Origin of the sequence: Micromonospora arida (genome assembly GCF_042873195.1) — a bacterium.
Taxonomy (GTDB): Bacteria; Actinomycetota; Actinomycetes; order Mycobacteriales; family Micromonosporaceae; genus Micromonospora; species Micromonospora arida.
The window spans coordinates 234,314-261,171 of the sequence record NZ_JBIALC010000007.1; the positions used below are offsets into that span (position 1 = coordinate 234,314).

Consider the following 26,858-nt stretch of genomic DNA (forward strand, 5'->3'; position numbering starts at 1 on the left):
TCAGACGTCCAGGGGCCTGCCGTACCGTCGATTCGGTGTGGCAGGCCCCTTTTCGGCCACCAGGTTGTTGAAGAAAAGTGACGGCAATACGTCGGAAGCAATCGGCAGTCATAGTTGTCAAGGCAGGATGTCGACTGTTCCGGCATAGTCGGTCCGCCTCCGGTCCGACCCGTCGGCCGGGGCCATCCTGTACAGAGTGGGAGGGCCGGTGAGCGTGGCGACACTGTTGACCCCCGCCACGTCGGCGGAGCCGGACGCTCGACGCGCCGGGCTGGTGGCGCGTGCCGACGAACGGTCCTACGTGCGGGTCCTGGTGGTGCTGGACACCACCATCCTCATCATCGCGCTGCTGATCGGGTACGTGGCCCGTTTCGGTGACGACGAGCCGACCGGCTCGGAAATCCCGTACGTGCTGGTCGCCCCCGGGTTGGTGCTGGCCTGGCTGATCTCGCTCAAGGCGCTCGGCTGCTACGACGACCGGGTGATCGGCTACGGGGCGGACGAGTACCGGCGGGTCAGCTCAGCCAGCCTGCGCCTGGCCGGGGCGATCGCCATCATCGGCTACATCGCCGACGTCGGCGTCTCCCGGGGTTTCCTGGGCATCTCCTTCGCGGTGGGCACCGTCGGGCTGGAGGTGGCGCGGTTCGCCGCCCGCAAGCGACTGCACCGGGCCCGCTCGCTGGGCGCCGGCTGGTCCCGCAAGGTGCTGGTGGTCGGCGACACCGCCCACGTGTTGGAGTTGGTCCACACGCTGCGCCGCGAGCCGTACGCCGGCTACCAGGTGGTGGGCGCCTGCATCCCGGACGCGCTGCTCGCGCCGGTGGCACAGCGGCTGGGTGACGTGCCGGTGGTGGGGTCGTTCCGGGGTATCCCGGAGGCCGCCACCGCGATCGGCGCGGACACGGTCGCGGTGACCGCCTCCGGTGAGCTGACCGCGACCCGGCTGCGCCGCCTCGGCTGGCAGTTGGAGGGGACCGGCATCGACCTGGTCGTGGCGCCCGCGCTGACCGACGTCGCCGGCCCGCGCATCCACACCCGCCCGGTCGCAGGCTTGCCGCTGATCCACGTCGAGGCGCCCGAGTTCCGCGGGGTCCGCAAGCTGGTGAAAGGTTTCGTCGACCGGTCCGTCTCGTCGCTGGCGCTGGCGGTGCTACTGCCGCTGATCGCGTTCATCGCGCTGGCCATCAAACTGGACAGCCGGGGTCCGGTGCTGTTCCGGCAGGTCCGGGTCGGCCGGGGCGGGCAGGAGTTCGGCGTGTTCAAGTTCCGCACCATGGTCGTGAACGCGGACGCGCTGCTCGCCGAGTTGACCGCGCGCAACGAGACCGACGGCCTGATGTTCAAGATGCGCCACGACCCCCGGGTGACCCGCGTCGGCCGGCTGCTGCGCAAATGGTCACTGGACGAGCTGCCGCAGCTGGTCAATGTGCTGCTGGGGCAGATGAGCCTCGTCGGGCCCCGCCCGCCGCTGCCCTCGGAGGTGGCCCGCTACGACGGCGACGTGGCCCGGCGGCTGCTGGTCAAGCCCGGCATGACCGGCCTGTGGCAGGTCAGTGGCCGCTCCGACCTGAGCTGGGAGGACGGCATCCGGCTCGACCTCTACTACGTGGAGAACTGGTCCCTCGCCGCCGACCTCACCATCCTCTGGAAGACCTTCGGCGCAGTGCTGAACGGCCGCGGCGCGTACTGACCACCGCTCACGCCTGGGGGCCGGTCCAGTCCAGGCAGACGACCACCGCGTCGTCGACCAGGTCACCGGCCACGAACGCGCGCAGATCACCGATCAGCGACCGGACGGCGTCCAGGGGGGCCATCGGCCCGGTCCGCCGCAGGAACCGGTCCAGCGCCGTCTCGCCGTAGCGCATGTGCTGACCGGTGGCCTCCACCACCCCGTCGCTGACCACGAAGACCCGGTCGCCACGCTGCAGCGGGAACTTCTGCTCGTGGTAGTCGGTCGCCTCGAACATGCCCAGCGGGAACTGCGCCTCCAGGGGCTGCTCGGTGACGTCCCCGTCGCGGAGCAGGACCAGTCGGGGTGACCCGGCGTCCACCACGGTCATCATCCCGGAGCGCAGGTCCAACTCGATCAGCAGCGCGGAGAGGTGCTGCTCGCCCCGGTACAGGTCGTAGATGGCCTGATCGGCGAGGGCGGCCTGGTCGGCCAGGCTCAGCCCGGCCCGACGCGCGTTGCGCAGCGCGTGGGTGGCCAGCGAGGTGAGCAGAGAGGCGGCCACCCCCTCACCGGTGCCGTTGATGGTGGACAACCAGACCCGTTCCCCGTCGTCGGACCAGTCGAAGCTGTCGCCGCGCACCGCGTACGCCGGCTCCAACTGCCCGGCCAGGCTGAACGAGGGACGGATCCGGCTGCGGCCGGGGAGCAGGTCCCACTGCATCTCGGCCGCCAGGGTGAGGCGTTGGCTGCGCCGGGCCGCCAGATAGACGTCGGTGCCGGCGGAGACCGCCGCCACCTCGTGTGCGAGCGCGGTGGCGATGTCGGCCAGATCGGCGAGAATCTCCCGGTCGTCCGGAACGGGCGACAGGCACAGCACCCCTCGACGCTCGCCACGCATGGTGACCGGGAACCAGGCGGTGCCGTCGGTCAGTATCGGCGACTGGTGGTCGAAGGCGCGCCAGGCCGGGTGCCCGGGGTTCGTGATCGAGTCACCGTCGGTGAGGGGCAGTAGTTCCGCGAGTCGGTAGTCGACCTGGTAGAGCTCGACGTCGCTGATCCCGTACGCCTGGACGAGCACTTCCCCGATCCCACCGACGAGCCGGTCAGCTGGTGTCTCGTTCAGGGCACGTCGTGCCCGATTGACCGGTTCGCTCATCGTCAGTCCTTCACTGAAAGCTCGACTACCAGGAGGTTCGGAGTACTCTCGGGCCACCATGGCCGAACTGAACCGTCCGACGGACCCTGAGACGAGTATGGCCGCCGCACTGGATGCGGCAGCCGCTGCCCTGCTGGGCATCTGGGAGTCTGCCCGGGAGGGGACCGCGAACCGCGTGTCCGGTGCCCAGTTGCGGGCGGTGATGGTGGTGGAGCAGTACGACGGGATCAACCTGCGTCGGCTCGCCACCCGACTCGACATGCTGCTCAGTTCCGCCAGCCGCCTCTGTGACCGGCTGGTCGCCGCCGGCATGCTGGAGCGCGAGCCGGGCCGCTTCGACCGGCGGGAGATCTCGCTGCACCTCACCCCGGAGGCCCGCCGGCTCGTCGCCCAACTGCGGGCCGACCGCCAGGCCCAACTCGCCGCCGTGTTGGCCGGGATGAGCCGGGAGGGCCGCGACGCGCTGCTGAGCGGGATGCGGGAGTTCGACGAGACCGCCCGCCGCCAGCAGACGCAGAACGTGCCGACGCCGGATGAGCCGACGGGCCAGGGGGACTGGCCGGACGACCCGGACCGGCCCGGTGGGCGGTCGGAGGACTGGTCGGGCGATTCGGGTCGGCAGACCCGAACGGGGTGGACGGGTTCGTCGGGCGGTCCGGAACGATCGGTCGGCACCAGCAGGGAATGGCCGGCCGACGGCCCGCCGGTGGCGCGTACCGCCTGATCAAGCCGGCCGGGCCGGCCCCGGCCGGTCATGCCGGCGTCGACGCGCCCACGGCCAGCATCGCGATGTCGTCGTGGGCCTGCCCGCCCAGCCAGTCGTCGACCGTGCGGAGCACCCGGTCGATCAGCGCCGCCGGCGGTTGCCCGGCCGCCGACGCGAGCGCGGCCCGCAGCCGGGCCTCGCCGAACATCGCGGCGTCGCGCGGGCCGCGAGCTTCGGTCACCCCATTGGTGTACGCGAGCAGCAGATCGCCCGCGTCGAGGTGCACCCGGGTCTCGGCGAACCGTGCGGCCGTCAGCGCCCCCACCGGCATGCCACCGACCGGGACCGGGGTGACCGTGCCGTCGGCGGTGACCAGCAGTGGCGCCGGGTGACCCCCGCCGGCGACGCGGACGTCCAGCCCGGCCGGCCCCCGGTCCACGGAACCGAGCAACAGGGTGGTGAACTGGTTGCGCCGCGCCGCGTCCGGCGCGTCGAGCAGGGCCTGGTTGAGCAGGTGGATCAGCTCCAGCGGGCGTTGCTCGACGAGCCTCAGCGTCTGCAACGACTGGCGGACCCGGCCGGTCAGCACCGCCGCGCCCACGCCCTTGCCGCACACGTCGCCGAGCGCGAACAGGGCGCCGCGCCGGTGCGGAAACACCTCGTAGAAGTCGCCGCCGATGCGCAGGGTGTCGCCCGCTGCCCGGTAGCCGCCGGCCATGCTCACGCCGGGCACGACGGGCAGCTCGGGCGGGAGCAGACTGGTTTGCAGCACCCGGGCCAGGTGGGCCTGCTCACCGTGCAGGTCGGCGGTGGCCAGCGCGGCACCCGCGCGGGCGGCGAACTCCCGGGCCAGCTCCACATCGCGCGGGTCGAAGCCGGCCCGCCCGGCCCGACGGATGAGCAGCAGCGCACCGGCCGACCCGCTGGCGCTGAGCAGCGGGCTGACCAGCACCATGCCCGGGGGGCCGAACTCGGGCGGCAGCAGGTCGGCCAGGTCGGTGAGCAATGCGTCCGGCCAGGGGCCTGGCTCGGCCCGGTCGCCGGCCAGCGCTTCGGCCAGCCCGGGCACTGAGCTGGTCAGCGCGGGGCTGGCCAGCCCGGTGATCGGGGCGGGCTCGCCGTCGGCGTACCGGATCCATCGGGGGTGCGGCTCGGCCGGCGCGGTCGGTCGGGGCAGTGCCACGGCGACGTCGGCCAGGTAGGGAACGGCGAGCGTGGTGGTGGCCAGGAGGACCTGGTCCCGGTGCAGGGCCAGCGCCAGCCGGCTGCCGGCCTGGGCGAGGAAAGCGGTGCGGGAGCGTTCGGCGAGCAGGGCGTCGTTGCGGGCGTGCTCCTCGGTGACGTCGCGGACATACCACGCCCACCGGGAGCCGGCGAGTTGCCGTCGGACGCCGCGCAGTCGCCGGCCGTGGTGGTCGGCGTCGAAGCTGTCAGCGCCGCTGGCGACCGCCCGGGCCAGGGCTGCCACCGGGCAACCGGCCAGCTCGGTGCCGGCGTCGATCTCCGGGATCAACTCGGCCGCCATCGCGTTGACCAGGGTGACCCGACCGGTCCCGTCTGTTGTCAGCACGGCCTCGGCGAGCCCGTCGAGCAACTCCCGGGCCAACCGTTCGTCGGCTGACAACGGTGTGCCGCCGGGTTGCTGGGTCGTGGTCACCGCCGGACGCCGGCTCGCGTCTGACGACGTGTGCGCATGCTGCCTCTCGACTCCTCACCGGGGATCGTTGCCGGAAGGCAAGGGTACCGATTCGCTCCGACAGCGGCGCACGGCGCGGGTTGGCGATCAGCCGGCGCGGGCCAGCCAGCCGGCGGGCTGGGCGACGATCCTGCGCACCACCGAACCGGCGGCGCCTACCGCGGCGGCCTCCGCGCCGAGCGTCGAGGGGCGGACCGTGACCGGCGACCAGGCCGCGGTGAGCACCCGGGCACCGATCTCGGCGAGGACCGGGGGGCACAGCCAGGGTGCGAGCGCCGCGTAACCGCCACCGAGCACCACGGTGTCCAGGTCGAGCAGGTTGACGACGCCGGCAACCGCGACGCCGAGCGCCGTTCCGGCGTCGTGCAGCGCCCGCAGCGCGTCGGCGTCGCCGGCCTCGGCCAGCTCGGCCAACCGGGCCGTCGCGGTGTCCGCGGGAAGCTCGGCCCGGACCAGCCCGGCGGCGGCCACGATCGCCTCCTGGCCGGCGTACTGCTCCAGGCAGCCCTGCCCACCGCAGCGGCACGGACGGCCCTCGGGGTGCACCGGAAGGTGCCCGATCTCGCCGCTCCACCCGCGTACGCCGCGAAACAGCGCGCCGTCCAGCACGATGCCGGCGCCGATGCCCACCTCTCCGGAGATGTGCAGGAAGCTGGACGGGCCGGGTGGCTGCGAGTGCAGCTCGCCGAGCGCGGCGAGGTTGGCCTCGTTGTCCACCACCAGTGCGGGGACGCCGGGCACCTGCTCGATCAGCGGAGGGTGCTCGGCGAGCAGGGCGGGCACCGGCACGTCCTGCCAGCCGAGGTTCGGCGCGAGCCGGACCAGACCGGCGTCGTCCACCAGGCCGGGCACCGCGAGCGCGGCCCCGACCAGTGTGAGGCCCTGATCGGCGGCGTCGTCGCGGGCGGCCCCAGCCATCTCGACCAGCTGTGCCAGCGCGTCGGCGGGGGCCACCGGACGCAGGTCGGCCCGGTGCACGGTGCGGTGCCGGACCTCACCCGCGAGGTCCACCACGCAGACCGCCAGGTAGTCCACGTTGACCTCCAGGCCGAGCCCGGCCGGCCCCTGGTCGGCCAGGACCAGCCCGCGGGCCGGACGGCCGGCACCGGAGCGGGGAGCCGGGTCGGACTCGCTGACCAGCTGGCCGGCGAGCAGGTCCTCGACCACCGCGGACACGGTTGCTCTGGTGAGGCCGGTCGCGGTCGCCAGGTCGGCTCGGGACGGAGGGCGTTCGGCCGCGGCGATCCGGCCGAGCACCAGGGCGAGGTTGAGCTCGCGCAGACTGCCCTGACGGACTGCGCCGGCCGGGGCGTGGGTGAGGCTCACCCCTTGACAGTGCCATAGGGTGGGCAAATAATTCAATCGCTGAACAAATAGAGGACAACACCACCCCGGAGGTTGCTCATGGCACCCCGTCCCACCCCCGCCGACAAGTTCTCCTTCGGGCTCTGGACCGTGGGCTGGCAGGCCCGCGACCCGTTCGGTGACGCCACCCGTCCCGAGCTCGACGCGGTCGAGGCAGTCCACCGGCTCGCCGAGCTGGGCGCGTACGGCATCACCTTCCACGACGACGACCTGATCCCGTTCGGCGTCGACGCGGCCACCCGTGACCAGCACATCGCCCGGTTCCGCAAGGCCCTCGACGAGACCGGCCTGGTGGTGCCCATGGTCACCACCAACCTCTTCACCCACCCGATCTTCAAGGACGGTGGCTTCACCAGCAACGACCGCGACGTCCGCCGGTACGCGCTGCGCAAGGTGCTGCGTCAGGTCGACCTGGCCGCCGAGCTGGGCGCCAGCACCTTCGTCATGTGGGGTGGCCGCGAGGGCTCCGAGTACGACCTCGCCAAGGACGTCCGGGCCGCGCTGGACCGCTACCGCGAGGCCGTGGACCTGCTCACCCAGTACTCCATCGACAAGGGCTACAACCTGCGGTTCGCCCTGGAGCCCAAGCCCAACGAGCCGCGCGGCGACATCCTGCTGCCGACCATCGGGCACGCGCTCGGTTTCATCTCCCAGCTGGCCCACCCGGAGCTGGTCGGCCTCAACCCGGAGGTCGGCCATGAGCAGATGGCCGGGCTCAACTACGCCCACGGCATCGCCCAGGCGCTGTGGCAGGGCAAGCTGTTCCACCTGGACCTCAACGGCCAGCGCGGCATCAAGTACGACCAGGACCTGGTCTTCGGCCACGGTGACCTGATGAACGCATTCGCCCTGGTGGACCTCCTGGAGAACGGCGGCCCCAACGGCGGGCCGGCCTACGACGGCCCCCGGCACTTCGACTACAAGCCGTCCCGCACCGAGGACATGGAGGGGGTGTGGGCCTCCGCGGCGGCCAACATGAGCACCTACCTGCTGCTCAAGGAGCGGGCGGCGGCGTTCCGCGCCGACCCCGAGGTGGTCGAGGCGCTCGCCGCCAGCAAGGTCGGCGAGCTGAGCACGCCGACGCTCGGCGACGGCGAGGGCTACGAGGAGATCCTGGCCGACCGCTCCGCGTTCGAGGACGTCGACGTGGACGCGGTGGCCGCCCGGGGCTTCGCCTTCGTCCGGCTCAACCAGCTCGCCGTCGAGCACCTGCTCGGCGCCCGCTGAGGCCCCGCCATGCCGTTGGTCGCAGGCGTTGACTCGTCCACCCAGTCCTGCAAGGTGGTGATCCGGGACGCGGAGACCGGCGCCCTGCTCCGGCAGGGCCGGGCACCGCACCCGGACGGCACGGAGGTCGACCCGGAAGCCTGGTGGCAGGCGCTACGTAGCGCCGCCGACCAGGCCGGCGGGTTGGCCGACGTGGCGGCGATCTCCGTCGCCGGCCAGCAGCACGGCATGGTGTGTCTCGACGAGGACGGCCGGGTGGTCCGCCCGGCGCTGCTGTGGAACGACACCCGATCCGCCGACGCCGCCGCCGACCTCATCGAGGAGGCCGGCGGCGGCGCGGCCGGGAGTCGGTTCTGGGCCGAGGCCACCGGCAGCGTTCCGGTGGCCAGCTTCACCCTCACCAAGCTGCGATGGCTGGCCAGGCACGAACCGGAGCTGGCCGCCCGGGTGGCCGCAATCTGCCTGCCACACGACTGGCTGACCTGGCGGCTGGCCGGCGCACCAGGGTTGGACGCGCTGCGTACCGACCGGGGTGACGCCAGCGGCACCAGCTACTGGTCGCCAGCCACCGGCCAATACCGGTTGGACCTGCTGGAGCAGGGCTTCGGTCGGCGGTTGGTGGTGCCCGAGGTGCTTGGTCCGGCAGAGTCTGCGGGAAAGCTGTCCGACGGCCTCGGCGGGCCGGGCGGCGCGCTGCTCGGCGCGGGCACCGGGGACAACGCCGCCGCCGCGCTGGGCGTCGGCGCCGGCCCGGGTGACGTGGTCGTCTCGATCGGCACGTCCGGCACCGTGTTCAGCGTCGCCGACGTGCCGGCCGCCGACGAGAGCGGGGCCGTCGCGGGCTTCGCCGACGCGTCCGGCCGTTTCCTGCCGCTGGTCGCCACGCTCAACGCTGCCCGGGTGCTGGACGCTGCCGCCACGATGCTCGGCGTCAACCTGGACGAGCTGGCCGAGCTGGCGCTCTCCGCGCCAGCCGGTGCGGACGGGCTGGTCATGGTGCCCTACCTGGAGGGTGAGCGGACGCCGAACCGACCGCTCGCCACTGGTGCCGTGCACGGCCTGACCCTGCGCACGTCGACCCCCGCGCACCTTGCTCGGGCCGCCGTCGAGGGCATGCTCTGCGCGCTCGCCGACGGGCTGGACGCGTTGACCGCGCAGGGTGCCACCGCCCGCCGGGTCATCCTGGTCGGCGGCGGGGCCCGGTCGGCCGCCGTGCGTCAGATCGCCCCGCAGGTCTTCGGCTGCCCGGTCGTCGTCCCGCCAGCCGGGGAGTACGTCGCCGACGGCGCCGCCCGCCAGGCCGCCTGGGTCGCCCTGGGTGGCGCCGCGCCGCCGGTCTGGGCGGTAGAGGGCACCGAGGAGTACGCGGCGGCGGCCGTCCCCGCCGTCCGCGACCAGTACGCCGCGGCGCGCGGGTTGGTGCTCGACCGGCGCTGACCGTCGGGATCGACGCGGGTGGGTGCCGGTCGACGGTGACCGGCACCCACCCGCGTGACGACCTCCTTTGCGCGGTCTGGTTGGCTGCCGGTCATGACGGTGACCAGTGGCGGGCGCGGCCTGCGCCCGCACGCTCGGGGCGGTGGGCGGGCGCACCGGTTGTACAGCGTCGTGGTGTTCGTGCTGCTCGCCTCGCTGGACAACGTGGCGATCGGGCTGGTCCCCCCGCTGTACGGCCCGATCTCCGACGCGTTCGAGGTGTCCGGTCGGCTGCTCGGCGTGGTCACCGCGGTCAGCTTCCTGGTCAGCGCGGTGGCGGCGGTCGGCTGGGCGTACGTCGGGGACCGCACGAACCGCAAACCGCTGCTCATGGTGGGCACACTGCTCTGGGCGGCCGGCACCGGCGGTAGCGCGCTCGCCGGCGGCTACCTGACGTTCCTGGCCGCGCAACTGGTCGCGGCGGTCGGCCTCGGCGCGGTCGGCTCGGTGGGCTTCTCCGTGGTCACCGACCTGATCTCACCGACCCGGCGCGGGCTGGTGATGAGCTTCTGGGGGCTCTCCCAGGGGGTCGGCACCCTGGCGGGCACCCTCGTCGGCGGGCTGCTCGGGGCGGCCGACTGGCGTCGGCCGTTCCTGCTGTTGACCGGCGTCGGCCTGGTCGCCACCCTGGCCTACCTGTTCACGTACGACATCCGGCGTGGCCAGAGCGAGCCGGAACTGGCCGGCAGGTTGGACGCCGGCGCCGAGTACGACTACCGGATCAGCCGCGCCGACCTGCCGCGCATCCTGGCCCGGCGGACCAACCGGTGGCTGATCCTGCAGGGTCTGACCGCGCAGGCCGCGTTCGGCTCGTTGGTCTGGCTGCCGGTGCTCTTCGCCGAACGGGCCGAGGCCCAGGGCTACTCCACGTCGACCGCCGTGGTGGTGGGCAGCGTCTTCGCCACCCTGTTCCAGCTCGGTGGGGTGCTGTCCATCGTGGGCGGGCTGATCGGTGACGCCGTGCAACGGCGTACCCCAAGAGGGCGGGCACTCGTCGCCTCGATCGGCATCCTCGCCGCGCTGCCGTTCTACCTGGTGTTGTTCTTCGTTCCGGTGACCATCGACGTGCCGGACGGCGCGAGCGGCGGCGCGGTGATCGGTGCGGTGCTGACCAGTGTCTTCACCGAGCCGTCGGTCGGGCTGAGCCTGCTCACCGCGATCGTGGCGCTCGCGTTGACGTCGGCGAACTCGCCGAACTGGTTCGCGCTGATCGCCGACGTCAACCCGCCGGAGCACCGGGGCACGGTCTACAGCCTGGGCAACCTGGTCAACGGGGTCGGTCGCGCGGCCGGCAACGGGCTGGTCGGGGTGGCCTTCCAGGCGCTGCGAGCGGCATTCCCGCCACCGCTGAACTTCGCCGTCGGGCTGGCCGCGTTCCAGCTTTTCTTCATCCCGACCGGTGTCATGTACTGGCTCGCCTCGCGGACCTCACCGGCGGACATCGACAACGTGCACGACCTGCTACACACCCGAGCCGACCGCCTCTGACGCGCCGAGCTGCGCCGCGCCCGCGCTGCGTTGCCCGCGCTGCGCTGCCCGCGCCCCGCGCCGTGCACGCCTCAAGATCGCGCTACTTCCTGGTTCTAGTTGCCTTCCGGCGGGCCGAGACCACTACATCCTGGAAGTAGCGCGATCTCGAGGGTGCGGGCGGTGCGGGGCACGGCCCGCGGGCGCGGGGCGTGAATCGTTGACGACATCAGCTCCACAGCGGGCTGCCCCGCCCCGACCGGCCCGCCCGCGAGCACCGCTCGGCGGGGCGGGCCGGTCGGTGCGAGATCAGCCTCGCAGCCAGACGGTCACGTCGGCCGGGACCGCGCCGTCGTCGTCCAGGGGCGCGCTGGCGGCGAGCACCTCGGCACCGGCCGGCAGCGGCACCGGGGCGGCACCGAAGTTGGTCAGCACGGTCAGCTCACCGTTGCGGAAGCTCAGCACCTCGTCGCCGGAGGACAACCACTCCAGGGTGCCGCGACCCAGACCGTGTGAGCGGCGCAACCGCAACGCCGTGCGGTACAGCTCGTACGTGGAACCGGGCACGTCGCGTTGGCGGTCCAGCGCGTACTCCGCCCAGAGGGCAGGCTGCGGCAACCAGCTCGCGTCGGTCGGCCCGAAGCCGTACGACGGGGCGTCGGCCTCCCACGGGATCGGCACCCGGCAGCCGTCCCGGCCGCGCTGGGTGTGCCCACTGCGGGCCCAGGTCGGGTCCTGCCGGGCCTCGTCGGGCATGGTGGTGTGCTCGGGCAGCCCCAGCTCCTCACCCTGGTAGAGGTACGCCGAGCCGGGCAGCGCCAGCATCAGCAGGGTGGCCGCCCGGGCCCGGCGCAGACCGAGGGCGGCGTCCGGCTGCGGGTCGCCGATGCCGATGCCGTTGGGGCGTACGGTGCCGACCGGCAGGCCGAGCCGGGAGGCGTGCCGCACCACGTCGTGGTTGGACAGCACCCAGGTGGTCGGCGCGCCGACCGAGTCGGTCGCCTCCAACGAACGGGTGATCACCGCGTACTGGGCCGGTGCGCTCCACGAGGCGAGCAGGTACTCGAAGTTGAACGCCTGGTGCATCTCGTCCGGGCGGACGTAGCGGGCCAGCCGCTCGGCCGGTTCCACCCAGGCCTCGGCGACCAGCACCCGCTCGCCGGGGTAGCTGTCCAGGACCTGCCGCCACTGCCGGTAGATCTCGTGCACGCCGTCCTGGTCCCACATCGGCGGGCGGGGCTTGTCGATCTCGTTGCCGGAGAGGATCTCCTGCGGCTCCTGCCAGTCGGCCAGGTCGGCCTGCTTGATGAGGCCGTGCGCCACGTCGACCCGGAAGCCGTCCACGCCGCGGTCCAGCCAGAAGCGCAGCACGTCCAGGAACTCCGCGTGCACCTCCGGGTTGTCCCAGTTGAGGTCGGGCTGCCCGGTGTCGAACAGGTGCAGGTACCACTGGCCGGGCTGTCCGTCGGCGTCGACCGTCCGGGTCCAGGCCGGGCCACCGAAGACGCTCTGCCAGTCGTTCGGCGGCTGGTCGCCGGTCGGACCACGGCCGTCCCGGAAGATGTACCGCGACCGCTCCGCGCTGCCGGGCGCGGCCGGCAGCGCGGCCTGGAACCAGCGATGCGCCGAGGAAGTGTGGTTCGGGACCAGGTCGACGATCACCCGCAGGTTGCGGGACCGGGCCTCGGCGATCAACTTGTCCGCGTCGGCGAGGGTGCCGAACAGCGGGTCGATGTCGCGGTAGTCGGCCACGTCGTAGCCGGCGTCGGCCTGCGGCGAGGGGTAGAAGGGAGAGAGCCACACCGCGTCCACGCCCAGCTCGACCAGGTGGTCCAGGCGGGCGGTGATGCCGGGCAGGTCACCGATTCCGTCCCCGTCCGAGTCGGCGAACGAGCGGGGGTAGATCTGGTAGATGGCGGCCTCGGTCCACCAGCCGGTGGCCGGGTGACCGGAGGGGGTCTGCTGCGTCGGGTCGGTGTTCAGGGTCGTCTCCCGTGTTGCGGTGTTTGGATTTCAGTGTGCCCGGGGCGGTGCGGTCGAATCCCGGACCACCAACCGAGTGGGCAGGACCACCGGAGTGTCGCAACCGGCGCGCCGCTGACTGACGATGGGGCCCGGCGGTCGGGCCCCGAGCGGGTCGAGCAGCATCTGGGCAGCCAGCCGGCCCTGCTCGGCGGCGGGCTGGGCGACAGTGCTGAGCCCGAGCACACCGGCCAGGTCGTGGTCGTCGATGCCGACCACGCTGACGTCCTGCGGCACCCGCAGTCCGACGTCGCGCAGGGCGGTCATCGCGCCCATCGCCATCTCGTCGCAGGCGGCGACGATCGCGGTCGGTGGCTCGCCGCGGGCCAGCAGCTCGGCGGTGGCCCGGTTGCCGCCGTCGATGGTGAAGGTGGACTCGATGTCCAGGGTGGGGTCGGGTCGCAGGCCGGCGGAGCGCAGCGCCGCCTGGTAACCCCGACGTCGGTCGAGGTGGGTGGTGAAGGCCAACTCGTCGTCCGGGTCGCCGGAGATGTGGGCGATCCGGTGATGGCCGAGGTCGATCAGATGCTTGGTCGCGACCCGCGCGGCCGCCACGTCGTCGATGCGTACGCACGGCCAGTTGGGCACCCTGCTGCCCGAACTGATGGTGACGCCGGGCAGTTCCAGCGTGGCCAGCGCGGTCAGGTCGGCCGGGCGCAGGGGCGTGGCGACCAGCATCATCGCGTCCACCCGCTTGTGCAGGTTGGCCGTCCGCAGGACCCGCTGGCGGACCTGCTCCCGGCCGCCCAGGTTGTAGAGCAGCAGGTCGTAGCCGGACTGGTGGAGGTACTCCTCGACCGCCTCGACGACGGTGCTGAAGAACCAGCGGGTGATCCGGGGGACCACAACGGCGACCGTGCCGGTCCGGCCGCCGGCGAGCCGGGACGCGCTCGGTGAGACCTCGTAGTCGAGTTGCTCGGCGGCGGCGAGTACCCGGCGTCGGGTGGCGGCCGAGACCGTCGGTAGTCCGCGCAGCGCCCGCGAGACGGTGGCCGTGGACACTCCGGCCAGCCGGGCCACATCATCGATCCTCGTCACGGTTTCCCCCGCTCGGTGCCCGGAGCGTCCGCCGCCGCCCGAGGGGCCAGGCGGCGGCGGACGCGCGGGTCAGCCCTTGACGCTGCCGGCGAGCAGACCTCGCACGAAGAAACGCTGCAGGGACAGGAACACGATGAGCGGTACGACGATGCTGACGAACGCACCGGCGGTGAGGCGCTGCCACTCGTTGCCTCGGGTGCCGGCCATCTCGGCGAGCCGGACGGTCAGCGGGGCGGTCTCATCGCCGCCGCCCGCGAAGATCAGCGCCACCAGCAGGTCGTTCCAGACCCAGAGGAACTGGAAGATGCCGAACGCCGCCAGCGCTGGGGTGATCAGCGGCAGCACGATGGTGCGGAAGATCTTCGGGTGGGTGGCCCCGTCGACCCGGGCCGCCTCCATCAGGTCCCCCGGCAGTTGCGAGATGAAGTTGTGCAGCAGGAACACGGCGAACGGAAGCGCGAAGCAGGTGTGGGCGAACCACACCTGGGCGAACTTCTGCTCGTCGACCAGGTCCCAGGCCGGCATCAGGGTGACGCCGCCGAGGCTGACCCCGGTGGAGAAGAACCTCAGCAGCGGCACCAGGGCCATCTGCAACGGCACGATCTGCAACGCGAAGATCGCGATGTAGACCCAGTCCCGGCCGCGGAAGTTGATCCACGCCAGCGCGTACGCGGCGAGGCACGCGAAGGCGAGCGGGAAGAGCACCGACGGGATGGTGATCGCCAGCGAGTTGATGAAGGAACCGGCGAGCTGCCCGGAGGACGACGAACGCCCGAACAGGACCTGCTCGTAGTTCTCGAAGGTGAACTGCGGGTTGGTGAACGAGGTCCACCAGCCGGTGGTCTTGATCTCGTCCTCCGGTCGGAGGGAGGAGACGAGCAGGCCGAAGGTCGGGATGGTCCAGACCACCGCGATGACGATCGAGACGAGCGTCGCGGTGCGGCTGTTCAACCGCTTGCGGACCCGGCCGGCCGTGGTGGTCGGGGTGCCGTCGGTCTTCTGGGTGCCGGCGGCGACGGTGGGCGTTGCGGTGGTCATCTCAGCCCTCCCGCTGTTGACGGAGGTTACGGACCTGGTAGATCACGACCGGGATGACCAGGAGGAAGAGGAAGACCGCGAGCGCGGAACCCCGCCCGTTCTCGCTGTACCGGAACGCCTGGTTGTACATCTCGTTGGCGATCACGCTGGTGTCGTAGTTGCCGTTCGTCGAGGTCCGGACGATGTCGAAGACCTTGAGCGTGGCGATCGTGAGGGTCACCATCACGACGATCAGCGCCGGTCGGATGCTCGGCATGGTGATCTGCCAGAACATCTGCCACGGGCTGACACCGTCGAGCCGGGCGGCCTCGACGATGTCGCCGGGGATCGCCTTGATCGCGGCGGAGAGCACCACCATGGCGAAGCCGGCCTGGATCCAGACCATGATGACGATCAGCAGCAGCGTGTTCAGCGGCGATTCGAGCAGCCACTGCTTGGGCTCACCGCCCAGGCTGACCACGATCTGGTTGAGCAGACCGATCTGGTCGCCCTCACCTCGGTAGGCGTAGACGAACTTCCAGATGATGCTGGCGCCGACGAAGGAGATGGCCATCGGCAGGAAGATCAGTGACTTGGCCACGGCCTCGAAGCGGGCCTTGTCCACCAGTACGGCGTAGATCAGGCCGAAGCCGGTCGCCACCAGCGGGACCAGGAGCACCCAGATCAGGGTGTTGATCAGGACCCGGACGATCGCGTCGTCGGAGAACATCCAGCCGAAGTTGTCCAACCCCACCCACTCCGTGCTGGTCCTGTTCATCAGGGAGAGCAGCACGGTGCGGATGGCCGGCACGACCAGACCGATGGTGAGCAGCAGCAGCGTCGGCAGCAGGAAGAAGAGCGCGAAGATCCCCTCCCGCTGCTTGGGTCGACGGGGAAGTGGAGCACCACCCACCGAGGCGGCGACGAGCTGCGCCTCCCGTCGCCGGGCGAACCAGGCCGGCACCACGTCGAGCAGCAGTAGGAGACCACCCACCACCAGCACGAAGGCGACCAGCCCGTACATCAGCATGAGGAGCTTCGGCTGCTGATCGGCGAAGTCGAACTCCATCAACCCTCCCTTCCAGGTCCACCGCGGCCGGTGGCCCGGCCCGCGTCAGCGGACCGGGCCACCGCCGGGATCACTTAGGCCAGCTGCTCTCGATGCCCTGGAGCACCGGGGCGGTCGCCTTGCCGTTCAGCCACTCGACCATGCCCTTCCAGAACGTTCCCGCGCCGACGGCGGCCGGCATCAGGTCGGATCCGTCGAAGCGGAAGGTGCCCGTCTTGTCCTGGAGGATCTGGACGGAGAGCTTGTCGATCGGGCTGGCGACGTTGGCGATGTCCAGCTTGTTGTTCGCCGTCACCCAGTTGCCGAGCTTCGCGCGGCTGTTCACGTACTCCGCCGAGACGAGGTAGGTCTGCACGGCCTGGACCTCGGGACGGTCGGCGTAGCCGACGACGAACTCGCCTGCGCCCAGCACCGGCTTGCCCTTGGCCGGGTCGATGGCCGGGAAGTAGAAGGCGAACGCGTCGCCGTCCTCGGCCACCTTGGTGCCCTCGGGGAACTGGTTGGCGTAGAACGACGCCTGTCGGTGCATCGCGCACTTGCCGGTGGTCACCGGCAGGCCCGCCTCCTGGAAGGCGGTGGTGGTGATGCTCTTGACGCCGCCGAAGCCGCCGTTGACGTACTTCTCGTTCTTGAGGATGCTGCCGGCGCGGTCGACCGCGTCGACGATCTTCGGGTCGTTGAACGGGATGGCGTGGGTGGTCCACTGGTCGTAGACCTCGGGACCCTGCGTACGCAGGACCACGTCCTCGATCCAGTCGGTGGCCGGCCAGCCGGTGGCGTCACCGGACTCGACGCCCGCGCACCACGGCTTCGTGCCGCTGGCGGCGATCTTGTCGCTCAGGGCGATGAGCTGGTCCCAGGTGGTCGGGATCTCCCAGCCCTTCTCCTTGAAGGTCTTCGGCGAGTACCAGACGAAGGACTTCACGTTGGCGCCGAGCGGCACGCCGTAGAGCGTCCCGTTCACGGTGCCGTACTTCAGCCAGTCGGCCGGCATGTTCTGCTCGGCGAGGGCCTTGGTGTCGGCGCCGAGGGACTTCAGCTTGCCGGCGTCCGCGAATCGCTTCACCAGGCCCGGCTGGGGCACGAAGGCGATGTCGGGGGCGTTGCCGCCGTCGACCCGGACGGGGAGCTGCGCCTCGAACTCGCCGCTGCCCTCGTAGTCGATCTCGATGCCGGTGCAGTCCTCGAACGTCTTCCAGGAGTTCCTGAGCAGGTCGGCCTCGGCGTCACGGATGGACGCGTAGATGGAGACCTTCTTGCCGTCGTGGCCCTCGTACTTGTCGTATGCGGCGCACTCCGCGGAGCCCGCTTTGCTGCTCTTCTTGTCGTCGCCGGTACCACAGGCGGTGGCGCTGAGCGCCAGCCCGAGTACACCGGCGATCACGAAGGCCTGGCGTGGTCTGGTAAAGACCGCCATGCCGTCCTCCTTCCTAGCCGGCGCGGTCGTGCTGGTGACCTGTCGCCGGTCCGATTGGGCGTGCACACATGTAAGCGCTTGCATCCGGCCCGGTCCACCCCCTGTCAGACACGAGCGAGTAACAATCCGGAAACCTGCGGTCTGCCTGGTGGGCGCGCTCCCGGGACAAGCTGAGGACTCTTTCGAAGATTGACGATATCTGTCAGGCTGGCCACCTCGGATCGAAGGTTTTCGACATAGGAGGAGCTGTATGCGAAAGCGGTGGATCAGCCTGCTGGTGACGGGTCTCTTGGTCGGGGGAGCAGTGGCGCCGGCGACACCCGCGCTGGCCGCGCCGACCTTCAGGGTGCCGTTCCCGTGCGGGCAGACCTGGTCCGGGCAGACCCGGTCGGACCACAGCCCGGCCTACGCGGTCGACTTCAACCGCACCGACGACTCCGGCGACCCGGTGGTCGCCAGCGCACCCGGCACCGTCGACCGGGTCACCGACCTCGGCGGCACCAGCTACGGCAAATACGTCCGAATCAACCACGGGGGCGGTTACAGCACCTACTACGCGCACCTCAGCGGCTTCAACGTCTCGGTCGGGCAGACGGTCGGGTACGGCAAGGTGATCGGCTGGGTCGGCAGCACCGGGGGATCGACCGGCCCGCACCTGCACTACGAGCAGCGCCTCAACGGTGCCGACATTCAGGTCCGCTTCAACGGCACCCTGGCGCTGTACTGGGGCACCAAGAGCTACACCAGTGGCAACGGGTGCTCTTCGGGCAGCGGCAACGGCACTGTCGACACCAGCGGCACGCCGCTGACCGTCCGTTCCGGCCCCGGCACCGGGTACGCCTCGGTGGGTACCGTCGCCGACGGCACCCGGGTGACCATCGCCTGCCAGACCAGCGGCACCACGGTCACCGGCACATACGGCACCAGCTCGATCTGGGACCGGATCGGCTCCGGCCGGTTCATCGCGGACGCGTACGTGTACACCGGCTCCGACGGATACATCCCCGGCGTGCCCCGCTGCTGACCCGGTGACGGCCACGGTCCCCGGCGGACGCCGCCGCCGGGGACCGTGCGGTCAGTTGTTCAGCTGCCAGATCGACAGGTTCAACGCGGCGGCGAAGGTGACCCAGGCCCAGTACGGCAGCATCAGCGCCGTCGCCACCCGGGACACCCGGGCGAACAGCACCACGGTCAGGCCGATCGCCAGCCACATCAGCACGATCTCGGCGAACGCCAGCCCGTACTGCCCCGCGCCGAAGAACAGCGGGGTCCAGATCGCGTTGAGCACCAGTTGGGCGGTCCACGCCCAGAGGGCGGGGGAGAAGCCGACCCGGCGCCAGACCAGCCAGCCGGCCACCGCGATCAGCGCGTAGAGCAGCGACCAGACCGGGCCGAACAGCCACGACGGCGGGGCCCAGCTGGGCTGCCGTAGGTTCGCGTACTCCGCGGTGGTGCCCTGCACGCCCAGCCCGCCGATCGCGGCGGCCACGAAGACCGCCGCCGCGAAGCCAGCGAGGGCCCACCACGCTCGCCGCCCGGAGGTCGCCGGCGCGTCCTGAGACATCTCCATCGTCGAGATATTTCCCATCGGGGTCGGATCAAACCGCCGAGCGGGAGGGTGGTTCACGGGGCCGGCCAGCCACGAAAAAGCGCCGGGATCGCCACGGCCGATGCTTCTGTCGGGAGGACGAAGCTTCGGTCGCGGCGACCCCGGCGGGTCCCGGTGTCGAGGCGTATGAGCGCTAATTGAAAATGCTGACGCCACCCGGGCCGACCAACAGCCCGACGACGATGAGGACGATGCCCCACAGGATCTGCCGGCGGAACAGCGCGAGGATGCCGGCGACCACGAGTACGACTGCGAGAATCCAGAGAATCAGCTCCATGACCTCTGACTACCCGACTGGCCGATCGGGGAAACCTGGTCGGTGTCGAGTTGATCGCCAACGTGGAAGACGCTGTACGCCTGCTTGATCACCGGGTGCGCGACGTTGCGGACTCGTACCCCGCCGGGGGTAGTGCCGCGTTCGGTGCCGGCGTGCGCGTGCCCGTGCACGGCCAGCGCCGTGGGCGCCGAGTCGATCGCCTGCCCCAACTGGTACGACCCCAGGAACGGGTAGATCTCCAACGGCTCGCCGACCAGCGTGTCCGGCACCGGCGAGTAGTGCGTGAGCGCGACCAGCATGTCGCAGTCCAGTGAGCGCAGCGCCGCACCGAGCCGGTCCGCGCTGTCGGTGGTGGTCCGCACGAAGGCCTTCATCTCCGGCTCGCCGAAGTCACTGGCGCACCGCCCGGCGAACCCGCCGCCGAAGCCCTTGACGCCGGCGATGCCGAGCCGGCCACCCGCGCAGTCCAGCACGACGCCGTTGCCCTCCAGCACGGTGATGCCCGCGTCCTCCAGCACCTTGACCACCTGTGGCACCTGGTCACACTGGTGGTCGTGGTTGCCCAGCACGGTCACCACCGGTACGGCCAACCCACCGAACTCCTCTGCCACGCAGCGCGCCTCGGCCTCGGTGCCGTGCCGGGTCAGGTCACCGGCCAGCAGCAGCACGTCGGCGCACTCCGGCAGCTCCTCCAACGCCGGTCGGAACCGGCCGACCACGTCCTCGTCCAGATGCACGTCGCCCACAGCGGCAATCCGGATCACCATGGAACCTCCTCAGGGCAGTTGCTCGATCTCCGTGGGCGCCTGGGCGCCGATCACACCGATGTCGCTGGTGATCGGCACGTCCGGGAAGCGCTCGGACACCCGACGCAGGATCTCCTCCCGCCGGTGCGGGCTCTCCACCTCGCCGTAGAGCACGAGGGCGCGTTCGCGGCGAACCACTGTGATCCCCTGTTCGGCGACGGCGGGGTCCTCGACGAGCAGCCGTTGGATCTCCGCCTCGACGTACTCGTCCGGTGGGTCGGCACCGATGTCGCGATCGGTCACGATGTCCCCTCTCCTGGCTGGGTGCCGGCTGCCGGCACCACCTCCAGCCGGTCCAGCAGCACCAGGAACGCCTCGGCGTACGGCGAGTGCTGCGTCTCCTTGCGTACCCGTTCCCAGTCGATCTGCTCCCGCAGCGAGCGGGCCAGCGGCAGCCCGCGGGCGAAGTCGCAGTAGTGCTGGGAGAAGCTGAGCAGTTTGTGCACCATCAGCTGGGTCGCGGACAGCACCGGCATGTGAATCGCGTCCACCGGTCGGATGACCGTGTCGGCGAACGTCTCCTCGGTCACCGGCGTCTCGATCGGCCGGTGGATCAGGTCCACCATCCGGCCGTCGTCGAAGACCTTCACCAGCCAGTCCTCCGGTGGACGCTCGGCGACGAAGCCGGCGGCCACCAGGGCCTCCAGTGCCTCTTCCACGTCGGCCTCCCGGATCAGGAAGTCGACGTCGTGATCACTGGAGTGGCCCCCGTGGGCGTAGACCGCGAAGCTGCCGCCCAGGGCGAACGGAATCTCGGACTGCTTGAGCACGGCGGCGACCTTCTTGAGGGTGTGCACAAGACTCTCGTCTCCGCGCTCAGCCATCTGGTTCTCCCGTCGTCGTGTTGGTGGACCGGCGGTTGGATTTCGAACTCCGGTACCCGGCATTCCGGTCGTCCACACCTGCTGGTGTCTCGGTCGGGCGTCAACAGGGATGAAGCACCACAAACCTCGCGGACCAGGTGCGCGGGTCGGATAACCTGTGGAGAGTGGCCAGATCATCGGGGATGCGACGACGCAAGGCCCGATTGCGCACCGTCGCCCTGATCGGGATCGACGGTTCGGGCAAGACCACGCAGGCACACCGGCTGGCCGACGCGCTGAATGCCGCCGGACGCCCCGCCACCTACCGCCGCAACGCCAGTGGCCGCCGCTGGCTCGGCCGACTCGCCCAACGCCTCGGCCGACCGGACGCGCAACGGCTCGTCGGTCGCGACGGCGTGCTGGCCGTGGAGTCGGTGCTGCGCTGGCTGGCCATCGCCATCGCCCTGCTCAGCTGTCTGCTCACCGGCCGGACGGCGGTGATGGACCGCTACTCGGCCTGCCAGTACGCGAGCATCCGCGCGCACGGCGGGCAGCGCTGGGAGCGGCTCGCCCGGGCCGGCTACCGGCTGTTCCCGACGCCGCAGGTGACCTTCCTGCTCGCCGTCGACCCGGCGGAGGCGTACCGGCGCATCGAGAAACGCGGTACCGACCACGAGACGATGGGGTGGCTGACCGCCGCCGACACCGCCTACCGGGCACTGCCCGAGTACCCCAGCTTCGTGCTGGTGGACGCGGGCCGCCCGGCCGAGGAGGTGACCGAGCAGATTCAGGCGCACCTGGAGACCTGGCTTCCGCCGTCCGCCTCGGGCGGAGAGGACGTCGGCCCTGTGGTGGCTCAGGCCCGCCCGTAGACCGGCACGGTGGCGCCACTGGTCGGGGCGGAATCGGCCGACGCGAGGAACCGGATCACCGGCGCGATCTCGGCCGGGGTGACCCAGCGGGAATGGTCGGCGTCGGGCTGGGCCGCCCGGTTCGCCGGGGTGTCGATGACGCTGGGCAGCACGGTGTTGCAGCGCACGTTCTGCGACCGGTACTCCACCGCGACCGCGTTGGCGAAGGCCAGAACCGCCGCCTTGGCCGTCGAGTAGCCGGCCGCACCGCGGAACGGGTTGACCGCCGCGCGGGCCGAGACGCAGACCACCGCGCCGCCGCCGGACGCCACCAGGTGCGGCAGCGCTGCCTGGGTGACCAGGTAGGTCGGCCGCAGGTTGACGGTGAGCATCCGCTCGAACTCCTCGACCGGGGTCTCGTGCACCAACCCGCCGCTGGCGTACCCCCCGACGAGGTTGACCACCGCGCGCAGCGGCGCCGCCGGTTCGCCGGCCGCGGCCTCGACCGCCTGCGCCGCGCCCGCCGGCTCGCCCAGGTCCGCGACCACCCGGACCAGTCCGGCCGCCGCCGGCTCCGACCCGGGCCGGGCTTTCCGCTCCGGTACGACCACCCGCCAGCCCGCCTCGACGAACGCGGTGACGACCGCCCCGCCGAGCCCGCCGGAACCCCCGGTCACCAACACGCTGCGCTCTCCCATACGCCCCACGCTAGTGCCCCCGCCGCTTCGAGCCCCTCCGTCGATCATGACGTTGTTGCCGTGACACGCCGAGCTGAGTGGCAACAACGTCATGATCGCGGTCTGCCGTGGGCAGATTGGTTGGGACGTTCGGCCCTCGGGGGCGCAGGATCGGCGGATGCGCATCCTCATTCTCGGTGGCACCCGGTTCCTCGGTCGGGCGACGGCACGGCTCGCCGTCGAACAGGGGCACGAGGTGACCTGTGCGGCCCGGGGCGTGTCCGGGGCGGTGCCGGCCGGGGCGCGGTTCGTGGCGGCCGACCGCGATGACCCCGAGTCGCTCGTCCCGCTCGCCGCCGCGGGCTTCGACGCCGTGGTCGACGTGACCCGCCAGATCAGCCACGCCCGGCACGCGCTGGACGCGCTCGCCGACCACGTCGGCCACTGGTCGTTCGTGTCGACGATCTCGGTGTACGCGGACAACACCACCCCGGGCCAGAGCGCCGCGGACGCGCCCGTGCTGCCGGCCGCACCGGCGGACGTGGACGGTCCGGTCGGCCCGGACCACCGCTGGTACGGCGAGTGCAAGGTGAGCATCGAGGAGCTGGTCCGGGAGCGGATGGGCGTGGATCGTTCGTTCATCTGCCGGGCGGGGCTGATCGTCGGCGCAGAGGATCCGAGCGATCGTTTCCCGTACTGGGTGCGGCGGCTGTCGGCCGGTGGTGAGGTGCTGGCCCCCGGGCACCCGACCGATCGGGTGCAGTTCGTGGACGTCGCCGATCTGGCCGGTTGGCTGTTGCACGCCGCCGGCACCCGCCTCGGCGGCACGTACGACGGCAGCGGTCCGGCGATGTCCCGGGCCGAGATGTTGGCCGGGGTGGCCGCCGGGCTGGGCATCGCCGATCCGGCCTTCACCTGGGTCGACCAGGAGTTCCTGCTGTCCAACGACGTACGCGAGTGGTCGGGGGAGCGGGCGCTGCCACTCTGGGTGCGGCTGCCGGAGACCGCCGGCCTGATGGACCGGGACGTCCGAGCGGCCCTGGACGCCGGTCTGACGATCCGTCCGCTGGCCGACACCGTTCGGGCGACCGCGTCCTGGATGACCGCGCACCCGGCGGCCGTCCGGCAGGGTGGACTCGACCCGGCGGATGAGGCGGCGATCCTGGGGAAGTGGCAGGCTGTGCGGGACCGGTGATCCCGGCGATCGAAGTTTCCCCCACCTCGGACAGTCATAGTTGACGCTCACGCCTGGTGAAAGTAAGTTTCATCCGTGGCGAAGAGTGCGAAGATTTCTGCGAGTCACGAGCCCGGTGGGCTGATCGTCCACATCAGCGGGCTGTTGCCGTCGCTGTCGCCCGCCGAGCAGCGGGTCGCCCGGTTGGTGGTCTCCGACCCGGCGGCCGCCGCCCGTCGGACGATCACCGACCTCGCCACCGCAGCCGAGACATCCGAGGCGACCGTCATCCGGTTCTGCCGTTCGGTGGGCATGGACGGTTACCCCCAACTGCGCATCCGCCTCGCCGCCGAGGCCGCCCGCCGGATCGAGCCACCGGACGCCCGAGTGGTCGGCGGTGACATCCCGCCCGGCGCCGACCTCGCCCAGATCATCGCCACCATCGCGTTCAACGACGCCCGCGCCGTCGAGGAGACCGCCGAGCAACTCGACCCCGCCGTCTGCGAGCAGGTGGTCGAGGCGATCAGCGGTGCCGGTCGGATCGACATCTACGGCGCCGGCGCCAGCGGGTTCGTCGCCTCGGACTTCCAGCAGAAGCTGCACCGCATCGGCCGGATCGCCTTCTACTTCCCCGACGTGCACACCGCGCTGACCTCTGCAGCCCTCCTGGGCCGGGGGGACGTGGCGATCGGCATCTCGCACACCGGCACCACCTCCGACGTGATCGAGGTGCTGGAGCAGGCTCGTACCCGTGGTGCCGCGACAGTGGCGCTGACCAACTTCCCGCGCTCGCCGATCACCGACGTGGCGGACTTCGTGCTGACCACGGCGGCCCGGGAGACCACCTACCGCTCCGGCGCGACGGCCAGCCGACTGGCCCAGCTCACCGTGGTCGACTGTCTCTTCGTCGGGGTGGCCGCCCGCAACCGGGCCCGGGCCCGCAAGGCCCTGGAGGCGACCGCCGAGGCGGTTCAGTCGCACCGGGTGGGTGCCAACCGGAGGCGGGCATGACGGCCGGTGCGGAGATGCCCGCACGGCCCGCTCGCCCCACGGTCCGGGTGGGTGCCCCCACCGAACGGCGTAACCCGCTCAGCGTCGACCTCGACCTGATGTCGACCCGGGACGTGCTCACCGTGATCAACGAGGCGGACCGGCGGGTGCCCGCTGCGGTCGCCGCGGTGCTCGACGAGATCGCCACCACCGTCGACCTGGCGGTCGCGGCGCTTCGCGGCGGTCACCGGGTGCACTACTTCGGGGCTGGCACCTCCGGCCGACTGGGCGTGCTCGACGCGGCCGAACTGGCCCCCACCTTCAACTCGCCCCGACACTGGTTCTGCGCGCACCTCGCGGGAGGCCCGGACGCCATGTGGCGGGCCGTCGAGGACGCCGAGGACGACGACCGGGGCGGCGCGGTCGAAGCGGCCAGTTGTGTACGGGCCGGCGACCTGGTGGTTGGTCTGGCGGCCAGCGGACGCACCCCGTACGTCCTCGGGGCGCTTGCCTCGGCCCGTACCAAGGGCGCTTCGACCGTGCTGCTCTGCGCCAATCCGGAGGCGGAGGCCGCCCGGTCGGTCGACGTGTTCATCGGGGTGGACACCGGACCCGAGGTGGTCACCGGGTCGACCCGGATGAAGGCGGGCACAGCGCAGAAGTTGGTGCTCAACACGTTCTCGACCGCCGTCATGGTGCGCCTGGGGCGGGTCTACTCGAACCTCATGATCGATATGGTGGCCACCAACGCGAAACTCCGCGGACGAATGATCTCGATTCTGGTCGAGGCCACCGGTTGCTCGGAGGAGCTCTCCCGGCAGGCCCTCACCGAGGCCGACGGGGACCTGAAGACGGCGCTCGTCGCCCTCGTCTCGGGCGCCGAGATCGCCGCCGCCCGGGCCGCGCTGGCCCGCTCGGCCGACCAGGTGCGCGGCGCCCTCGCCCTGCTCGCCTCATAGCGCCGCCCGCGCCGGGAAGCGAACCGTCCCTCGGATTGTTCATCTGGCCGGGGGGTAATAACACCCCCGTGAATGAACCGACCGGTCCACCGGTGCGTATCTGGCAGTGACCAGGATCGCATCGCGGTGGTGACCCGGGTCGCTGTGCCCCCACGGCGGGCGGTGTTGCCATGGTGCGGTAACCCGTACGTGGTGCCCAGTGGCGAGCCACCCGATGGGGTGCTGACAGCAAACATGGACCGTGCTCTCAGCTACTACTCAGGCATTCGTGACACTTTCGACTCACGACGAGGAATCCCCGACACGTCTCATCTGTTGTGTAGGTGTCAGCACCGATCGGCACAGCAGAAGTTACCAGGGGCTGACAGGTGTGGGGAATGGCAAGGAACCGGGCAACCGGCGCGAGCGAGGGGACCGTGGGCAACGTGGACAAGAACATCGGCATGCGAACCGACGAGGTTGCCGAGGAGCGCGACCTGGTCGGCGTCTACCTGCACGAGATCTCCCGGACGCCACTGCTGGACGCCGCCAAGGAGGTCGATCTCTCCAAGGCGATCGAGGCCGGCCTCTACGCCGAGCACCTGCTCGGTGAGGAAGCCCTTCCCGCCGGTGTCGACCGGGCCGACCTGGAATGGCTGGTCGTCGAGGGGGAGCGGGCGAAGGACCTATTCATCCGCGCCAACCTCCGACTGGTCGTGTCGATCGCCCGACGGTACGTGCGTTCGGGGATGCCCATGCTGGACCTGATCCAGGAGGGCAACACCGGCCTCGTCCGGGCGGTCGAGAAGTTCGACTACGAGCGCGGCTACAAGTTCTCCACCTACGCCACCTGGTGGATCCGGCAGGCGATCAGCCGGGCGATCGCCCAGCAGGAGCGCACCGTCCGTCTACCGGTGCACCTGGTGGAGGACGTCAACCGGATGCGCAACGTGGCCCGGCAGTTGACCCGTGAGCTGGGCAGCGACCCGGAGCCGGAGCAGATCGCCAACGCCCTCGGCGTCACCGTCGAGCGGGTGAACGAGCTGCGCCGTTGGTCGCAGGACACCGTCTCACTGGACACCCCGGTGGGCGACGACGGCGACACGAACCTCGGTGACCTGGTCGCCGACAGTGACGCGCCGTCGCCGGAGGACATCGTCCTCAGCGGCCTGGAGCGGCAGCGCATCGAGGGGCTGCTCAACCACCTCGACGACCGGTCCGCCGGCATCATGCGGGCCCGCTACGGGCTGGAGGACGGCCGGGAGCACTCGCTCACCGAGGTGGCGTCCCGGTTCTCGCTGTCCCGCGAGCGGATCCGGCAGCTGGAGATCCAGGCCCTCGGCCGGCTCCGCGAGCTGGCTCGTGCGGAGGGGCTGCAAGCAGCCTGACCTGGTAGTAATGACGG

25 protein-coding genes are annotated in these 26,858 nt (G+C 71.2%); 11 read left to right on the forward strand and 14 right to left on the reverse strand.

Features of this window, described 5'->3' with window-relative positions:
* The first annotated feature begins 208 nt into the window (after window positions 1-208).
* Window positions 209-1,690, forward strand: a complete 1,482-nt coding sequence (locus tag ACFYP0_RS21915; protein ID WP_124858705.1) for a sugar transferase — start codon at window positions 209-211, stop codon at window positions 1,688-1,690.
* A 7-nt stretch (window positions 1,691-1,697) separates the two neighbouring features.
* On the opposite strand, the gene ACFYP0_RS21920 is transcribed toward ACFYP0_RS21915, so the two are convergent.
* Entirely contained in the window at window positions 1,698-2,828 is a 1,131-nt protein-coding gene (locus ACFYP0_RS21920; RefSeq protein WP_124858704.1) for a PP2C family protein-serine/threonine phosphatase, read from the reverse strand.
* A gap of 58 nt (window positions 2,829-2,886) precedes the next feature.
* On the opposite strand from ACFYP0_RS21920, the gene ACFYP0_RS21925 reads away from it, so the two are divergent.
* Window positions 2,887-3,552: a MarR family winged helix-turn-helix transcriptional regulator gene (locus ACFYP0_RS21925; protein WP_386997395.1), complete on the forward strand. Its 666-nt coding sequence runs from the start codon at window positions 2,887-2,889 to the stop codon at window positions 3,550-3,552.
* Between the two features lie 28 nt (window positions 3,553-3,580).
* On the opposite strand, the gene ACFYP0_RS21930 is transcribed toward ACFYP0_RS21925, so the two are convergent.
* Complete coding sequence (locus tag ACFYP0_RS21930; RefSeq protein WP_386997397.1) at window positions 3,581-5,191, reverse strand: SpoIIE family protein phosphatase; 1,611 nt, start codon at window positions 5,189-5,191, stop codon at window positions 3,581-3,583.
* A gap of 126 nt (window positions 5,192-5,317) precedes the next feature.
* The gene (locus tag ACFYP0_RS21935) at window positions 5,318-6,556 is read right to left on the reverse strand and encodes an ROK family transcriptional regulator (protein WP_208741240.1); all 1,239 of its coding nucleotides are present in this window, start codon (window positions 6,554-6,556) and stop codon (window positions 5,318-5,320) included.
* Between the two features lie 78 nt (window positions 6,557-6,634).
* Between ACFYP0_RS21935 and xylA the strand changes: the two genes are divergently transcribed.
* The 3 genes from xylA (at window position 6,635) to ACFYP0_RS21950 (ending at window position 10,786) form a co-directional block, all read left to right on the forward strand.
* Window positions 6,635-7,822 (forward strand): xylose isomerase, encoded by a 1,188-nt coding sequence (xylA, locus tag ACFYP0_RS21940; protein WP_124858701.1) that lies wholly within the window; start codon window positions 6,635-6,637, stop codon window positions 7,820-7,822.
* Window positions 7,823-7,831: 9 nt separating this feature from the next.
* Window positions 7,832-9,259 carry a xylulokinase gene (xylB, locus tag ACFYP0_RS21945; protein ID WP_357008879.1) on the forward strand — a complete coding sequence of 476 codons (1,428 nt, stop codon included), beginning with the start codon at window positions 7,832-7,834 and terminating at the stop codon, window positions 9,257-9,259.
* Window positions 9,260-9,352: 93 nt separating this feature from the next.
* Window positions 9,353-10,786, forward strand: a complete 1,434-nt coding sequence (locus ACFYP0_RS21950; RefSeq protein ID WP_124858699.1) for an MFS transporter — start codon at window positions 9,353-9,355, stop codon at window positions 10,784-10,786.
* A 288-nt stretch (window positions 10,787-11,074) separates the two neighbouring features.
* Here the strand turns inward: ACFYP0_RS21950 and ACFYP0_RS21955 are convergent, their stop codons facing one another.
* The 5 genes from ACFYP0_RS21955 to ACFYP0_RS21975 form a co-directional block, all read right to left on the reverse strand.
* Window positions 11,075-12,748 carry a glycoside hydrolase family 13 protein gene (locus ACFYP0_RS21955; protein WP_124858698.1) on the reverse strand — a complete coding sequence of 558 codons (1,674 nt, stop codon included), beginning with the start codon at window positions 12,746-12,748 and terminating at the stop codon, window positions 11,075-11,077.
* A 30-nt stretch (window positions 12,749-12,778) separates the two neighbouring features.
* On the reverse strand, window positions 12,779-13,825 hold the full coding sequence (locus ACFYP0_RS21960) for a LacI family DNA-binding transcriptional regulator (RefSeq protein ID WP_124858697.1): 1,047 nt from the start codon (window positions 13,823-13,825) through the stop codon (window positions 12,779-12,781).
* A 69-nt stretch (window positions 13,826-13,894) separates the two neighbouring features.
* Complete coding sequence (locus ACFYP0_RS21965) at window positions 13,895-14,863, reverse strand: carbohydrate ABC transporter permease (protein ID WP_124858696.1); 969 nt, start codon at window positions 14,861-14,863, stop codon at window positions 13,895-13,897.
* Window position 14,864: 1 nt separating this feature from the next.
* Window positions 14,865-15,911, reverse strand: coding sequence for a carbohydrate ABC transporter permease (locus ACFYP0_RS21970; protein ID WP_124858695.1), 1,047 nt, complete (start codon window positions 15,909-15,911; stop codon window positions 14,865-14,867).
* Window positions 15,912-15,981: 70 nt separating this feature from the next.
* Window positions 15,982-17,328: an ABC transporter substrate-binding protein gene (locus ACFYP0_RS21975; RefSeq protein WP_124858694.1), complete on the reverse strand. Its 1,347-nt coding sequence runs from the start codon at window positions 17,326-17,328 to the stop codon at window positions 15,982-15,984.
* Between the two features lie 250 nt (window positions 17,329-17,578).
* Between ACFYP0_RS21975 and ACFYP0_RS21980 the strand changes: the two genes are divergently transcribed.
* Entirely contained in the window at window positions 17,579-18,352 is a 774-nt protein-coding gene (locus ACFYP0_RS21980; RefSeq protein WP_124858693.1) for a M23 family metallopeptidase, read from the forward strand.
* A gap of 51 nt (window positions 18,353-18,403) precedes the next feature.
* On the opposite strand, the gene ACFYP0_RS21985 is transcribed toward ACFYP0_RS21980, so the two are convergent.
* The 5 genes from ACFYP0_RS21985 to ACFYP0_RS22005 form a co-directional block, all read right to left on the reverse strand.
* On the reverse strand, window positions 18,404-18,898 hold the full coding sequence (locus ACFYP0_RS21985) for a TspO/MBR family protein (protein WP_124858692.1): 495 nt from the start codon (window positions 18,896-18,898) through the stop codon (window positions 18,404-18,406).
* Window positions 18,899-19,070: 172 nt separating this feature from the next.
* Complete coding sequence (locus tag ACFYP0_RS21990; protein WP_007464364.1) at window positions 19,071-19,214, reverse strand: GPGG-motif small membrane protein; 144 nt, start codon at window positions 19,212-19,214, stop codon at window positions 19,071-19,073.
* On the reverse strand, window positions 19,205-19,981 hold the full coding sequence (locus ACFYP0_RS21995) for a metallophosphoesterase family protein (protein ID WP_354974312.1): 777 nt from the start codon (window positions 19,979-19,981) through the stop codon (window positions 19,205-19,207). The genes ACFYP0_RS21990 and ACFYP0_RS21995 overlap by 10 nt, the downstream gene beginning before the upstream one ends.
* Window positions 19,982-19,990: 9 nt before the next feature.
* Window positions 19,991-20,263: a hypothetical protein gene (locus ACFYP0_RS22000; protein WP_124858690.1), complete on the reverse strand. Its 273-nt coding sequence runs from the start codon at window positions 20,261-20,263 to the stop codon at window positions 19,991-19,993.
* Window positions 20,260-20,844, reverse strand: a complete 585-nt coding sequence (locus ACFYP0_RS22005; protein WP_091405683.1) for a nucleotidyltransferase family protein — start codon at window positions 20,842-20,844, stop codon at window positions 20,260-20,262. The genes ACFYP0_RS22000 and ACFYP0_RS22005 overlap by 4 nt, the downstream gene beginning before the upstream one ends.
* Window positions 20,845-21,026: 182 nt before the next feature.
* On the opposite strand from ACFYP0_RS22005, the gene ACFYP0_RS22010 reads away from it, so the two are divergent.
* Window positions 21,027-21,695: a dTMP kinase gene (locus ACFYP0_RS22010; protein WP_124858708.1), complete on the forward strand. Its 669-nt coding sequence runs from the start codon at window positions 21,027-21,029 to the stop codon at window positions 21,693-21,695.
* Here ACFYP0_RS22010 and ACFYP0_RS22015 read toward each other — a convergent pair.
* Window positions 21,680-22,372 carry an SDR family NAD(P)-dependent oxidoreductase gene (locus ACFYP0_RS22015; protein WP_124858689.1) on the reverse strand — a complete coding sequence of 231 codons (693 nt, stop codon included), beginning with the start codon at window positions 22,370-22,372 and terminating at the stop codon, window positions 21,680-21,682. The genes ACFYP0_RS22010 and ACFYP0_RS22015 overlap by 16 nt on opposite strands.
* Before the next feature lie 157 nt (window positions 22,373-22,529).
* Here ACFYP0_RS22015 and ACFYP0_RS22020 point away from each other — a divergent pair, with 157 nt between their 5' ends.
* The 4 genes from ACFYP0_RS22020 (at window position 22,530) to ACFYP0_RS22035 (ending at window position 26,841) form a co-directional block, all read left to right on the forward strand.
* Window positions 22,530-23,546, forward strand: coding sequence for an NAD-dependent epimerase/dehydratase family protein (locus tag ACFYP0_RS22020; protein WP_124858688.1), 1,017 nt, complete (start codon window positions 22,530-22,532; stop codon window positions 23,544-23,546).
* A gap of 75 nt (window positions 23,547-23,621) precedes the next feature.
* Complete coding sequence (locus tag ACFYP0_RS22025) at window positions 23,622-24,536, forward strand: MurR/RpiR family transcriptional regulator (protein WP_091405675.1); 915 nt, start codon at window positions 23,622-23,624, stop codon at window positions 24,534-24,536.
* Complete coding sequence (gene murQ / locus ACFYP0_RS22030; protein ID WP_124858687.1) at window positions 24,533-25,474, forward strand: N-acetylmuramic acid 6-phosphate etherase; 942 nt, start codon at window positions 24,533-24,535, stop codon at window positions 25,472-25,474. The genes ACFYP0_RS22025 and murQ overlap by 4 nt, the downstream gene beginning before the upstream one ends.
* A 377-nt stretch (window positions 25,475-25,851) precedes the next feature.
* Window positions 25,852-26,841: a sigma-70 family RNA polymerase sigma factor gene (locus ACFYP0_RS22035; protein WP_124858686.1), complete on the forward strand. Its 990-nt coding sequence runs from the start codon at window positions 25,852-25,854 to the stop codon at window positions 26,839-26,841.
* The last annotated feature ends 17 nt before the right edge of the window (window positions 26,842-26,858 follow it).